The organism is Streptomyces sp. NPDC006602 (assembly GCF_042870385.1).
Lineage (GTDB): Bacteria > Actinomycetota > Actinomycetes > Streptomycetales > Streptomycetaceae > Streptomyces.
Map to the genome: position 1 here is coordinate 733,970 of NZ_JBIAHG010000003.1, position 12,715 is coordinate 746,684.

A 12,715-nucleotide genomic window follows, 5' to 3' on the forward strand; every position below is an offset into this window, starting at 1 on the left:
ACTCACGATACGTGCCGGAGGCAACTCGCAAAGAGGGGATTCCGAGATCTCACGCCTCAAACCAGAAACCGAACAAGGTGTCGATCACCCTCACGCCGCCTCACGACTTCGGCTGGAACGTGTTCGCCAGCGTCTGCCAGGTGCTCTTGCGCAGCCCGGTGTCCCACTGGGCGTCCTTCGCCGTGTACATCAGCGCGTAGCCGAGTTGGCCGTTGACGACGAACCCCCGGTCGATCGTCCGGTACGTCGTGCCGCCCTCCGAGTAGGTGAACTCCCAGTCGGCCGTGTTCCAGCCGCGGTACTCCACCTCCGCTATGCGGATCCTCTTGTACTGGGAGCGGGTCATGTAGCGCTCCTGGCTCTCCCAGTCCGCCACGGGGTCGCCCTTCGGCGTGGACGTCCAGGCCACGAGCAGCTTCTGCCCGTCGGGCCCGGTGAAACGGTCACCCGCCGACCCCGCCGTCTGGAACTTCCACCCCGCGGGCAGCCCGATCGAGTACCCCTGGCCCCCCTGATACGTCGTCTCCGCCGCCTTGCCGTCACCGGAACCGGACGAGCCGTCGTTCGAGCCGCTGCCCCCGGACGTGCTCGCGTCGCCGCTCGACGTGCTCCCGGCCCCCGCCGCCGCCGCGGACTCGGTCGCCGTGCCGCCCGTACGCGTACCGCCGCTCTCGTCCTCCTTTGTGCCGGCACTCGCGCTCGCACTGGCCGACGCCTTGCTGCCACTGCCCTTGGCCCCGTCAGAGCCCCCGTCGTCACCGAAGGTGAGGGCCAGCACGGTACCGATCACGGCGAGCGCCACGACCACCGCGATGATCACCAGCGTCCGCCGCGGCACCACATCGGTGAGCGGTGCCCGCGGCACGGGCCGCGGCGGCAGATCCGGCGGCGTCATCACGGGCCACCCAGAACTACGCCCACCCGTCGACGCGTTGGCACCCGCGCCGCCCGCAGCCGCACCGGCCCCCTGCGCGCTCCGGTCCCGAGGACCGGGCACCCCACCGGAAGCCGAGCCCGACGCCGAGCCAGAGCCCGCCACCGCACTCGACGCGGCCTGCCCCGAGGAGCCGGCCGCACCGGCACCCGACACGCCCGTACCGCCACCAGTCCCATTTCCGGCCTCGGCCCCGGTACCCGCCGTACCGCCACCGGCGCCGGTGGCGGTACGGCCACCCGTCCCGGCTCCCGACGTACCCGACGCACCACCACCCGATCCGGAGACAGCGGCACCGCTGTCACCCGAGCCCGAAGTGGCCGTACCTTCCCCGGACTTGGTCCGGGACGCGGCCGCGGCAGAAGCCACGGCACCCGCCGCCCCGGCGGCCTTCCGCACGGAACGCAGGGCCCCGCGGAACCGCTCGCCCGCCTCCTCGCCCCGCTTGCCCCGGTTCGCTCGCTCGTCGGGCTGCGGAGGCAGCGGCACGACCTTCGTCGCGTCCGGCGCCGGCTCCGGCTCGGCCGCCTTCGGCTCGGGCGCGTGGATCACGGCGTTGAGCATCACCCGCGCGCCCTCGTCGTCGAGCCGCTCGACGGGATCCTTGTTGAGCAGGCCGTAGATGACGTCCTTCAGCGGCCCGGCGTTCTTCGGCTCCTCCAGCGGCTCGGTCATCACCGCGGTCAGGGTCGCGATCGCCGACCCCTTGTCGTACGGCGGCGCGCCCTCGACCGACGCGTACAGCAGCCCACCCAGCGACCACAGGTCGGCCGCCGGTCCCGGCTTGTGCCCGCGGGCCCGCTCCGGGGAGATGTAGGAGGGTGCGCCGACGAGCATGCCGGTCGAGGTGATGGACGGGTCGCCCTCGACCTGGGCGATGCCGAAGTCGGTGAGCACGACCCGGCCGTCATCGGAGATCAGCACGTTCGACGGCTTCACGTCACGGTGCAGGATGCCCTCGCGGTGCGCGGACCGCAGCACGTCGAGGATCGCCAGGCCGACCTCCGCCGCCCGCCTGGGCTCCAGCAGGCCGTCCTCCCGGATGACCTCGGCGAGCGACTTGCCCTCGACGAGTTCCATCACGATCCACGGCCGGTCGTCCTCGTCGACCACGTCGAAGACCGTCACCGCGCTGTTGTTGCGGATCCGCGCGATCGCCTTGGCCTCGCGCAGCGTGCGCGTGATCAGCCGTCGCTTCTCGTCCTCGTCGATGTTGGACGGGAACCGCAGTTCCTTGACGGCGACCGTCCGCCCCAGGGTCTCGTCCTCGGCGCGCCACACCGTGCCCATGCCGCCGCGGCCGAGCACCCCTCCCAGCCGGTACCGCCCTGCGAGGAGACGCTCGTGGTTGTCCTGACGAGTCTCCTGACGGGATGTCCCCGCCCGCTCCGCCTCCGACATGCGTCCCCTCATGCAACCCGCCCTGACAGAGCTTCCATTGTCCCTCACCCGACAAGTGCCCAGCGCCCAGGGTGCCCCTGATGGCACCGCCGGACCTCCACACCGGGTCCCGGTGAAGCTCCCGTTCCGCCACCCTGCATGATGGGCCCCGACAAGGGAGGACCCGCGCGATGCCACCGCTTCGAATGCTGTCGGCCGTGCCCGTGTACCTGGCGGTCCTCGCCCTGGCCCCCGCCGCCTCCTCGGCATCCACCGTCCCGCCCACGGACAGGGTCCTTCCGCTGCTGGTCACACGGGGTGGCGCCCCCGCCGCGGCCCTGCTGGCCCGCGAGGAGACCGGCACCCGTTATGTCCGGAGCGGTCAGGGCATCACCCGCCCCGATCACTTCCGCGCCGGCAGCATCACGAAGACCTTCATCGCCACGGTCGTCCTGCAACTGGCCGCCGAACACCGGCTGAAACTGTCCGACACCGTGGAGCGGCACCTGCCCGGCCTGGTGCGGGGAGCCGGCAACGACGGCCGCGCGCTGACCCTGCGCGCCCTGCTCACCCACACCAGCGGCCTGAACGACTTCACCGTGGACACAAGAGGCAAGGTCCCCCTCTCCCCTCTTCAGGCCATACGCATCGCTCTCACCCACCCTCCGGCCGACCCCGGCCGCTACTCCTACTCGAACACCAATTACGTGCTGCTCGGCCTGGTCATCAAGCAGGTCACCGGCCGCTCCTACGCCGCCGAGGCCGAGCGGCGCATCATCGCTCCGCTGCGTCTGACGGGCACCTCCTTCCCCGGTTCCCGCACGACTCTCCCCTCCCCGCACGGGCGCGCCTACGCCACCGACGGGACCGACGTCACCGAACTCGACCCGCGGGTGGCCGGCGCCGCGGGCGAGCTGGTGACCACGCTCGCCGACCTGGACCGCTTCTACGCGGCCCTGCTCGGAGGGGAACTGCTGCCCCCGCGCCAGCTGGGCGAGATGCGCGACACCCGGACCGCACACGGCTTGTACGGCATGGCCCTGTTCCCGGTGAAGCTGCCGTGCGGCACCACAGTGTGGGGACACAACGGCCGTATCAGCGGCAGCTACGTGCGCACCGCAGCCACTGCCGACGGCCTTCGCGTCCTCACTTTCCGCGTGAACACGACGGCGATCGCAGACCCCGATCTCGAACCCCGGTTGCTCGCCGCCGAGTTCTGCCCCCGCACCTCGTAGAACGGCCGGGTTCCGGAACGAAGATCCCTCTTCGCGACACTCGTTCGGGTGACGTTCAGTCACCGATCCGGGAAGCCCTACAGCGGCACGATGTCCGGCGCACCCAAGCGCGCCGCATCCGCCGTCAGGTCGTCCGGCTGCCGCTGCGACTCCCGCTCCGCCTCCACCCGCTTCTCGTAGTGCTCGACCTCGCGCTCGATGTGGTCCTGGTCCCAGCCGAGCACCGGCGCCATCAGCTCGGCGGTCTCGCGGGAGCTGCGGGTGCCGCGGTCGAAGGTCTCGATGGAGATGCGGGTGCGCCGGGTCAGCACGTCGTCCAGGTGCCGCGCACCCTCGTGCGAGGCGGCGTACACGATCTCGGCGCGCAGATAGTCGTCGGCCGCGTGCAGGGGCTCGCCGAGCGAGCTGTCGGAGGCGATGAGGTCGAGCACCTCTTCCGCCATCGTCCCGTACCGATTCAGCAGGTGTTCCACGCGTACCACATGAAGACCCGTCCGCGCGGCGATCCGCGCTCGCGCGTTCCACAGCGCCCGGTATCCCTCGGCGCCGAGGAGCGGGACGTCCTCCGTCACACACTCGGCGACCCGCAAGTCAAGCCCGTGCACCGCCTCGTCCACCGCGTCCTTGGCCATCACCCGGTATGTCGTGTACTTGCCGCCGGCCACCACGACGAGCCCGGGCGCCGGATGCGCCACGGTGTGCTCGCGCGACAGCTTGCTGGTGGCGTCCGACTCGCCGGCCAGCAGGGGCCTGAGGCCCGCATACACGCCTTGGACGTCATCCCTGGTCAGCGGCACAGAAAGCACTGAGTTCACGTGCTCGAGGAGGTAGTCGATGTCGGCGCTGGACGCGGCCGGGTGTGCCTTGTCGAGGTCCCAGCCGGTGTCCGTCGTGCCGATGATCCAGTGGCGGCCCCACGGGATGACGAACAGGACGGACTTCTCGGTGCGCAGGATCAGGCCGCTCGAGGAGGTGATCCGGTCCTTGGGCACGACCAGGTGGATGCCCTTGGACGCCCGGACGTGGAACTGCCCGCGCTCTCCCACCATGGCCTGGGTGTCGTCGGTCCACACACCGGTCGCGTTCACGACCTGCTTGGCGCGGACCTCGTACTCCCCGCCCGCCTCGACGTCCTGCACGCGGGCGCCGACCACGCGCTCGCCCTCGCGCAGGAATCCGGTCACGCGCGCGCGGTTGGCGACTTTGGCGCCGTACGCCGCCGCCGTACGCACCAGGGTCGCCACGAAGCGGGCGTCGTCCATCTGGGCGTCGTAGTACTGCAGCGCTCCGACCAGCGCGTCCTTCTTCAGGGCGGGCGCGACCCGCAGGGCTTGGCGGCGGCTCAGATGCCGGTGCACGGGCAGGCCACGGCCGTGTCCGCGGGCCATCGACATGCCGTCGTAGAGAGCGACGCCCGACCCGGCGTACAGCCGCTCCCAGCCCCTGTGCTGAAGCGGGTACAGGAAGGCCACCGGCTTCACCAGATGCGGCGCCAGCCGCTCCAGCAGCAGGCCGCGCTCCTTCAGCGCCTCCCGTACGAGGGCGAAGTCGAGCATCTCCAGATAGCGCAGGCCGCCGTGGATCAGCTTGCTGGACCTGCTCGACGTGCCCGACGCCCAGTCACGCGCCTCGACCAGGCCGACGGACAGGCCCCGGGTCACGGCGTCGAGCGCGGTGCCCGCGCCGACCACTCCCGCGCCCACCACCAGCACGTCCAACTCGCGCTCGGCCATTGATGCGAGTGACTCGGCGCGTTGCGCCGGGCCCAGTGTCGCTGTCCTCACCGCTGCCTCCCGCTGTCGGTCGCGTGCCGGTATCACCCCTGAGGAGTGGCCCGGTTCGTATCCCCCATGCCCAAATTCTGACCGGCTTGCCCGAGTTCAGCCACCAGTGGCCCCCAGCCTGTGGACAACTTTCACGGACGCGCGGAACAACGCTCACGGACCCACGCAAAGACACACGTAATCAATCCCGCATATCGATCATATTTACTCCTAGTCTGACATTGCGCTCGCCCGTCCTGTCCACAGGGCTTGCGCACCTGTCCCGCTTCGGTTATTGGGAAGGACGGCCCACGCCATGCCCGCAGATCTCGCCGTCATCGGACTCGGCCCCTACGGACTGCCCCTGGCCCAGGCCGCCGTCGCCGCCGGCATCTCCACGCTCGGCTACCGCACCGGCCCCGAGGCCGGCTCCCTCAGCCCCGCAGAACTGCGCCGGATGCTCTCGGGGGGCTTCCGGCCGACCACGTCCCCGGCCGAACTCGGCCGGGTACGCACCGCCGTCATCTGCTCCCCCACCCCACGGGGAGCGGACGGCGGACTCGACCTCAGCCAGGTGGAGGCGGCCGCCCGCACCCTGGCCGCACACCTGCGCCCGCACACCACGGTCATCCTGGAGTCGCCCGTCCAGCCGGGCACCACGGAGGACTTCCTGCGCCCGATCCTCGAGGAGGCCTCCGGACTGCGCGCGGGCCGCGACTTCCACCTCGCCTACTCCCCCAGCCGCGTCGACCCCGGCAACCGCGACTTCACCCCCGCCAACACCCCCAAGGTGATGGGCGGCCTCACGCCCGCCTGCACCGAGTCCGCCGCCGCCTTCTACGGCCGTCTCACCGACAAGGTGGTACGCGCGCGTGGACCACGCGAAGCGGAGACCGTGCAGCTCCTGGAGACCAACTACCGGCACGTCAACATCGCCCTCGTCAACGAAATGGCCGTCCTGTGCCACGACTTGGGCGTCGACCTCTGGGACGTCATCCGCTGCGCGGAGACCAAGCCGTTCGGCTTCCAGGCCTTCCGCCCCGGCCCCGGCGTCGGCGGCCACGCCGTCCCCCAGGACCTGACCGGCCACGCCGGCCGCACCCTGCGCATGGTGGAACTCGCCCAGCAGGTCAACCACCAGATGCCGCGTTACGTCATCCAGCGCGCCGCCGCCCTCCTCAACGAGCACGGCAAGTCGGCGCGCGGTGCCCGCGTCCTCCTCCTCGGCGTCACCTACAAGGCCGACCTCGCCGACCAGCAGGCCACCCCAGCCCAGGAGATCGCGACCCGCCTGATGGAGCTCGGCGCCTCCGTCAGCTACCACGACCCGCACATCCCGTCCTGGAACGTCCTGGACCGCCCCGTCCCCCGCGCGGACTCCCTCTACGAGGCCGCCGCCGACGCCGACCTGACGATCCTCCTCCAGCAGCACCGCACGTACGACCTCCAGGGCCTGTCCGTGAAGGCCCAGCTGCTGCTGGACACGCGGGGGGCCACGCCTACGGGGGCGGCGCATCGGTTGTGAAACGGGGCGCGCGGGGCGGCCGGGCCACCGGGGCTGGTGGCGAGCGGCAGGGCCCGCCGGTAACGTACGAAGCAGGTGGAGCCGACCGCAGCGGTCACTGCGGCAGGCTCCTGAACGGTGAACGGAGTGTCCACCCCTAGTTTCTTTAGGGGTGGCCGCTCACCATCCGAAAAGCCGCAAGATCCACCTCCTCCGGCACTTCACCATCCGAAGACGGATCCGATCCCAGCGAGTGGGCTTGCGGTGGTGTCCCATGGGCACCCCCTTCCACGACGCCGCCCATTGACCCGGTAGGCGGTCCGTTGGAACTCGGGCCGGGCCCCGAGGGCCGGGGTCCGGAACCATGTCCTTGGAAGGGGGCGCTCCAGAAATCTGGGGCGCCGAACCGGACGCTACCGCCTACGACCCCCTGACCAGCCCGAATCCGCCCCGAAGGCAACCGTGCGCCCCCACCCCGCGTCACGCGCCCCGCAGGCCCCCGGCATGCGAAAGGGGCCGGTCACCTCACCCAAGTGAGAAGACCGGCCCCTGGACGTCCTCCGGGGACTACGCGAACTACCGCCGATGCACCGAGTCCGCCACCGTAACCTCGACGCGCTGGAACTCCTTCAGCTCGCTGTACCCGGTGGTCGCCATCGCCCGCCGCAGCGCCCCGAAGAAGTTCATCGAGCCGTCCGGCGTGTGGGACGGGCCGGTGAGGACCTCCTCGATGGTGCCGACCGTGCCGAGGTCGACCTTCTTGCCGCGCGGCAGCTCCTCGTTCACCGCCTCCATGCCCCAGTGGTGGCCCTTGCCCGGCGCGTCCGTGGCACGGGCCAGCGGGGAGCCCATCATCACCGCGTCGGCGCCGCAGGCGATCGCCTTGGGCAGGTCGCCGGACCAGCCGACACCGCCGTCGGCGATCACGTGCACGTACCGGCCGCCGGACTCGTCCATGTAGTCGCGGCGGGCAGCCGCCACGTCGGCGACCGCCGTCGCCATCGGGACCTGGATACCGAGCACGTTGCGCGTGGTGTGCGCCGCGCCGCCGCCGAAGCCGACCAGGACGCCGGCCGCGCCGGTCCGCATCAGATGCAGGGCCGCGGTGTACGTGGCGCAGCCGCCGACGATCACCGGGACGTCGAGCTCGTAGATGAACTGCTTCAGGTTCAGCGGCTCGTGCGAGCCGGAGACGTGCTCCGCCGAGACCGTCGTACCGCGGATGACGAAGATGTCCACGCCCGCGTCCACGACCGCCTTGGAGAACTGGGCGGTGCGCTGCGGGGAGAGCGCGGCGGCGGTGACCACGCCCGAGTCGCGCACCTCCTTGAGGCGCTGCCCGATCAGCTCCTCCTTGATGGGAGCGGCGTAGATCTCCTGGAGGCGGCGGGTCGCGTTGTCCACGTCCAGCTCGGCGATCTCGTCCAGCAGCGGCTGCGGGTCCTCGTGCCGCGTCCACAGGCCCTCGAGGTTCAGCACGCCGAGGCCGCCCAGCTCACCGATGCGGATCGCGGTGGCCGGTGAGACGACCGAGTCCATGGGGGCGGCCAGGAAGGGCAGCTCGAATCGGTAGGCGTCGATCTGCCAGGCGATCGAGACCTCCTTCGGGTCCCGCGTACGACGGCTGGGGACGACAGCGATGTCGTCGAAGGCATACGCCCGGCGGCCGCGCTTGCCGCGCCCGATCTCGATCTCAGTCACGTGTGTGGCCTTTCCTGATGCGTTTCAGCGTCTACCAGTATCGCCGACGGGTACGGCAAGAGCGGCCCCGGATGCTCCGGAGCCGCCCTCGGCCTGCCTCACGCGCGCGTGCGGGTCACTCGCCGCGGCTGTAGTTCGGCGCCTCGACGGTCATTTGGATGTCGTGCGGGTGGCTCTCCTTGAGGCCCGCCGAGGTGATCCGTACGAACCGGCCCTTGGACTCCATCTCCTCGATGGTGGCCGCGCCGACGTAGCCCATGGTCTGGCGCAGACCGCCGACGAGCTGGTGCAGCACGTTGCCCAGCGGGCCGCGGTAGGGCACCTGGCCCTCGATGCCCTCGGGAACGAGCTTGTCGTCGGAGGCCACCTCCGCCTGGAAGTAGCGGTCCTTCGAGTACGACTTGCCCTGGCCCCGGGACTGCATGGCGCCCAGCGAGCCCATGCCGCGGTACGACTTGAACTGCTTGCCGTTGATGAACAGCAGCTCGCCCGGCGACTCCTCACACCCCGCGAGGAGGCTGCCCAGCATCACCGAGTCGGCACCGGCCGCCAGCGCCTTGCCGATGTCGCCGGAGTACTGCAGACCGCCGTCGCCGATCACCGGGACTCCCGCGGCACGGGCCGCGAGGGCTGCCTCGTAGATGGCGGTGACCTGCGGAACGCCGATGCCGGCGACGACCCGGGTGGTACAGATCGAGCCGGGGCCCACGCCCACCTTGATGCCGTCGACGCCCGCGTCGACCAGGGCCTGAGCGCCGTCACGCGTGGCGATGTTGCCACCGATCACGTCGACGGACACGCTCGACTTGATCTTCGCCATCCAGTTCAGGGCGTTGCTGTTGTGCCCGTGCGAGGTGTCGACGACCAGGAAGTCCACGCCCGCCTCGGCCAGCGCCTGGGCCCGCTCCAGCGCTTCGGGGCTGGCGCCGACGGCGGCACCGACGAGCAGCCGGCCCTCGGCGTCCTTGGCCGCGTGCGGGTACTTCTCGGCCTTGACGAAGTCCTTGACGGTGATGAGGCCCTTGAGGATGCCCGCGTCGTCGACCAGCGGAAGCTTCTCGATCTTGTGACGGCGCAGCAGCTCCATGGCGTCCGCGCCGGAGATGCCGACCTTGCCGGTGACCAGCGGCATCGGCGTCATGACCTCGCGCACCCGACGGGCGCGGTCGGTCTCGAAGGCCATGTCGCGGTTGGTGACGATGCCCAGCAACTTGCCGCTGCCGTCGGTGACGGGGACGCCGCTGATGCGGAACTTGGCGCACAGCGCGTCGGCGTCGCCGAGCGTCGCGTCCGGGTTCACCGTGATCGGGTCGGTGACCATGCCGGACTCGGAGCGCTTCACGAGGTCGACCTGGTTGACCTGGTCCTCGATGGAGAGGTTGCGGTGCAGCACACCGACCCCGCCCTGGCGGGCCATCGCGATCGCCATGCGGGACTCGGTCACCTTGTCCATCGCCGCCGAGAGCAGCGGGATGTTCACTCGGATGTTGCGGGAGATGCGGGACGAGGTGTCGACCGCGCTCGGGAGCACTTCGGATGCGCCCGGCAGCAGCAGCACGTCGTCGTAGGTCAGCCCGAGTGTCGCGAATTTACCGGGCACTCCGTCGACGTTTGCAGTCATGACACCTTCCCCAAATGGCCTTGATCGGTGCGGATGTCCATGCTAACGGGAAGCTGGGGTCCCGGATTCCGCGGTTCACGGTGGCTGCGGGCTTCGTACGTTCATACGGAACCGACGCCCCGCCCGTTCACCACGGTGACTACTGCTCGGCCAGCGCCCGCAGCCTGCTGAGTGCCCGGTGCTGGGCGACCCGGACCGCTCCGGGTGACATTCCCAACATCTGGCCGGTCTCCTCGGCCGTGAGGCCCACCGCGATCCGCAGCAGCAACAGCTCCCGCTGGTTCTCGGGCAGGTTGGCCAGGAGTTTCTTGGCCCATTCGGCGTCGCTGCTGAGCAGCGCCCGCTCCTCCGGGCCGAGGGAGTCGTCCGGCCGCTCGGGCATCTCGTCCGAGGGGACGGCCGTCGAGCCGGGGTGACGCATCGCCGCCCGCTGCAGGTCGGCGACCTTGTGCGCGGCGATGGCGAAGACGAACGCCTCGAAGGGGCGGCCGGTGTCCCGGTAGCGCGGCAGAGCGAGGAGGACCGCCACGCAGACCTCCTGGGCGAGGTCCTCGACGAAGTGCCGTGCGTCCCCCGGGAGACGGGACAGACGGGTGCGGCAGTAGCGCAGCGCCAGGGGGTGGACATGGGCAAGCAGGTCGTGTGTGGCCTGCTCGTCCCCGTCGACGGCGCGATGCACGAGCCCGCCGATCGCCCCTGGGGCAGTGCCCGCCTCGTCGTCGCGCATCGGTCCATGGTGCCTTGGCGGCTTCCGATGCGTGGCATCGCCCTGGTCGTTGTGCACCGAAGCGTTATGAGCAGGTGCGCCGGAACTCATCCCTTGCGCCCTCCCCTCCCGCTCGATCGACTCGTCCCCGAGGAACTCCACACCCTCAAGGATGCGGCATCCGCGGCGAAACGAGCAGCGGGCACCCGACGGGCCCCGCCGCCGAGCGGCTCCGGGGAGGTCCAGGTACGTTCCCGCGCCCGCCGCGCCGGCGGCTCGTGTCGCGGCCGACGCGTGTTCTCGGCGTGCCGGCCGAAGGTCCTCGCAGCAGCGCTACCAGGGCCTTCGGCCGGTGCTGCGAGAGTTCGTGCCGGGCAATGTCGGGGCGTGCCTGAACTTCCTCGGGGTCGTTCGGCCCCGCCCACCATGAGGCAGGCGGGGATTTCGTCACCCCCGCTACAACCCACGCGTGGGACCTAGCGCACCAGGCCCCAGCGGAAACCGAGCGCCACGGCGTGCGCGCGGTCCGAGGCGCCGAGCTTCTTGAAAAGCCGTCGGGCGTGGGTCTTGACGGTGTCCTCCGAGAGGAACAGTTCGCGGCCGATCTCGGCGTTCGAGCGGCCATGGCTCATGCCTTCGAGGACCTGGATCTCGCGCGCGGTGAGCGTCGGCGCGGCGCCCATCTCGGCGGAGCGCAGCCGGCGCGGGGCCAGCCGCCAGGTCGGATCGGCGAGAGCCTGCGTGACGGTGGCACGCAACTCGGCGCGCGAGGCGTCCTTGTGCAGGTAGCCGCGGGCACCGGCGGCGACCGCGAGCGCCACGCCGTCGAGATCCTCGGCGACGGTGAGCATGATGATGCGCGCACCGGGGTCCGCGGACAGCAGCCGCCGGACGGTCTCGACGCCGCCCAGACCGGGCATGCGTACGTCCATCAGAATCAGGTCCGAGCGGTCGGCACCCCAGCGGCGGAGGACTTCCTCGCCGTTGGCCGCCGTCGTCACGCGCTCGACGCCGGGCACGGTCGCGACCGCGCGGCGGAGCGCCTCTCGGGCAAGCGGGGAGTCGTCGCAGACGAGGACGGATGTCATGGCCGCCCTCCGCAGCTGATGCACGTCACCTTGAGCCTCCAGGCTGGTACGAAATCGTCACCTGTGCGGTCGACCGTCTCGGACGCCTGCCCGAGCACTTGTTGTTCCAACCGCCTCCGCACTCTCAACGACGGTCACTCGAAAGAGTTACGGGGCCGTGTGCCATCTTCGGCACTCTACGTGAGGGCTCGGACACGGTGCAGACATGCGCGGTGGACCCACAACGTTTCATCACAACCCCATGCCCCATTCAGACCCTTTTCTTCCCATTTCTCAGTGTCTGAGGCTAGATTCGCAATGAGTCATATTTTCATCTCCTTAGATCGTAGATGTACGGTCGTGGACACCGTATCCGCCCAGAACGGCGACAAGGGGTCACGCAATGGCAGATTTCTCCCGCCTTCCCGGACCGAACGCGGACCTGTGGGACTGGCAGCTTCTGGCCGCCTGTCGCGGGGTGGACAGCTCGCTCTTCTTCCACCCGGAGGGCGAGCGGGGCGCGGCCCGGAGTGCTCGCGAGAACTCGGCCAAGGAGGTCTGCATGAGGTGCCCGGTGCGCGCGCAGTGCGCGGCACACGCGCTGGCGGTGAGAGAGCCGTACGGCGTCTGGGGCGGGCTGACCGAGGACGAGCGCGAGGAGCTCATGGGGCGGGCGCGCCACCGGCTGGTGTCGACGTCGGCCGGGGGCGACCCTTCGAGCAGCTGAAGCAACCGACCAACTGAAGGAACGTTTCTGCTACATGGGCACGCGCACGCGTGCCCCTAGTTTTTGCGCCGAGGTAT

At 70.5% G+C, this 12,715-nt stretch carries 9 protein-coding genes; 3 read left to right on the plus strand and 6 right to left on the minus strand.

Annotation, left to right across the window (positions count from 1 at the left end):
- Positions 1 to 100 precede the first annotated feature (100 nt).
- Positions 101 to 2,335, minus strand: coding sequence for a serine/threonine-protein kinase (locus ACFYO2_RS12095; RefSeq protein WP_388347608.1), 2,235 nt, complete (start codon positions 2,333 to 2,335; stop codon positions 101 to 103).
- A 170-nt stretch (positions 2,336 to 2,505) separates the two neighbouring features.
- Between ACFYO2_RS12095 and ACFYO2_RS12100 the strand changes: the two genes are divergently transcribed.
- Entirely contained in the window at positions 2,506 to 3,549 is a 1,044-nt protein-coding gene (locus tag ACFYO2_RS12100; RefSeq protein WP_388347457.1) for a serine hydrolase domain-containing protein, read from the plus strand.
- A 77-nt stretch (positions 3,550 to 3,626) separates the two neighbouring features.
- On the opposite strand, the gene ACFYO2_RS12105 is transcribed toward ACFYO2_RS12100, so the two are convergent.
- Positions 3,627 to 5,333, minus strand: a complete 1,707-nt coding sequence (locus tag ACFYO2_RS12105) for a glycerol-3-phosphate dehydrogenase/oxidase (RefSeq protein WP_388347459.1) — start codon at positions 5,331 to 5,333, stop codon at positions 3,627 to 3,629.
- A 295-nt stretch (positions 5,334 to 5,628) separates the two neighbouring features.
- On the opposite strand from ACFYO2_RS12105, the gene ACFYO2_RS12110 reads away from it, so the two are divergent.
- Entirely contained in the window at positions 5,629 to 6,837 is a 1,209-nt protein-coding gene (locus tag ACFYO2_RS12110) for a nucleotide sugar dehydrogenase (protein WP_388347461.1), read from the plus strand.
- Positions 6,838 to 7,392: 555 nt separating this feature from the next.
- Here ACFYO2_RS12110 and ACFYO2_RS12115 read toward each other — a convergent pair.
- From ACFYO2_RS12115 to ACFYO2_RS12130, 4 genes are all read right to left on the minus strand, one after another.
- On the minus strand, positions 7,393 to 8,517 hold the full coding sequence (locus ACFYO2_RS12115; protein WP_388347463.1) for a GuaB3 family IMP dehydrogenase-related protein: 1,125 nt from the start codon (positions 8,515 to 8,517) through the stop codon (positions 7,393 to 7,395).
- A gap of 115 nt (positions 8,518 to 8,632) precedes the next feature.
- Positions 8,633 to 10,138 (minus strand): IMP dehydrogenase, encoded by a 1,506-nt coding sequence (gene guaB / locus ACFYO2_RS12120; protein ID WP_388347465.1) that lies wholly within the window; start codon positions 10,136 to 10,138, stop codon positions 8,633 to 8,635.
- 139 nt (positions 10,139 to 10,277) lie between these two features.
- Positions 10,278 to 10,865, minus strand: a complete 588-nt coding sequence (locus ACFYO2_RS12125; protein WP_053754091.1) for a sigma-70 family RNA polymerase sigma factor — start codon at positions 10,863 to 10,865, stop codon at positions 10,278 to 10,280.
- 455 nt (positions 10,866 to 11,320) lie between these two features.
- Positions 11,321 to 11,932 carry a response regulator transcription factor gene (locus ACFYO2_RS12130; RefSeq protein WP_003948568.1) on the minus strand — a complete coding sequence of 204 codons (612 nt, stop codon included), beginning with the start codon at positions 11,930 to 11,932 and terminating at the stop codon, positions 11,321 to 11,323.
- A gap of 382 nt (positions 11,933 to 12,314) precedes the next feature.
- Here ACFYO2_RS12130 and ACFYO2_RS12135 point away from each other — a divergent pair, with 382 nt between their 5' ends.
- Positions 12,315 to 12,638, plus strand: coding sequence for a WhiB family transcriptional regulator (locus ACFYO2_RS12135; RefSeq protein ID WP_388347467.1), 324 nt, complete (start codon positions 12,315 to 12,317; stop codon positions 12,636 to 12,638).
- Positions 12,639 to 12,715 lie beyond the last annotated feature (77 nt).

Bases quoted from the DNA above. Each gene is read 5' to 3' on its own strand.
- ACFYO2_RS12135 (WP_388347467.1), top strand. From the start codon at position 12,315: ATGGCAGATTTCTCCCGCCTTCCCGGACCGAACGCGGACCTGTGGGAC.
- ACFYO2_RS12100 (WP_388347457.1), top strand. From the start codon at position 2,506: ATGCCACCGCTTCGAATGCTGTCGGCCGTGCCCGTGTACCTGGCGGTC.
- ACFYO2_RS12125 (WP_053754091.1), bottom strand. From the start codon at position 10,865: ATGCGCGACGACGAGGCGGGCACTGCCCCAGGGGCGATCGGCGGGCTC.
- ACFYO2_RS12095 (WP_388347608.1), bottom strand. From the start codon at position 2,335: ATGTCGGAGGCGGAGCGGGCGGGGACATCCCGTCAGGAGACTCGTCAG.
- ACFYO2_RS12110 (WP_388347461.1), top strand. From the start codon at position 5,629: ATGCCCGCAGATCTCGCCGTCATCGGACTCGGCCCCTACGGACTGCCC.
- guaB (WP_388347465.1), bottom strand. From the start codon at position 10,138: ATGACTGCAAACGTCGACGGAGTGCCCGGTAAATTCGCGACACTCGGG.
- ACFYO2_RS12130 (WP_003948568.1), bottom strand. From the start codon at position 11,932: ATGACATCCGTCCTCGTCTGCGACGACTCCCCGCTTGCCCGAGAGGCG.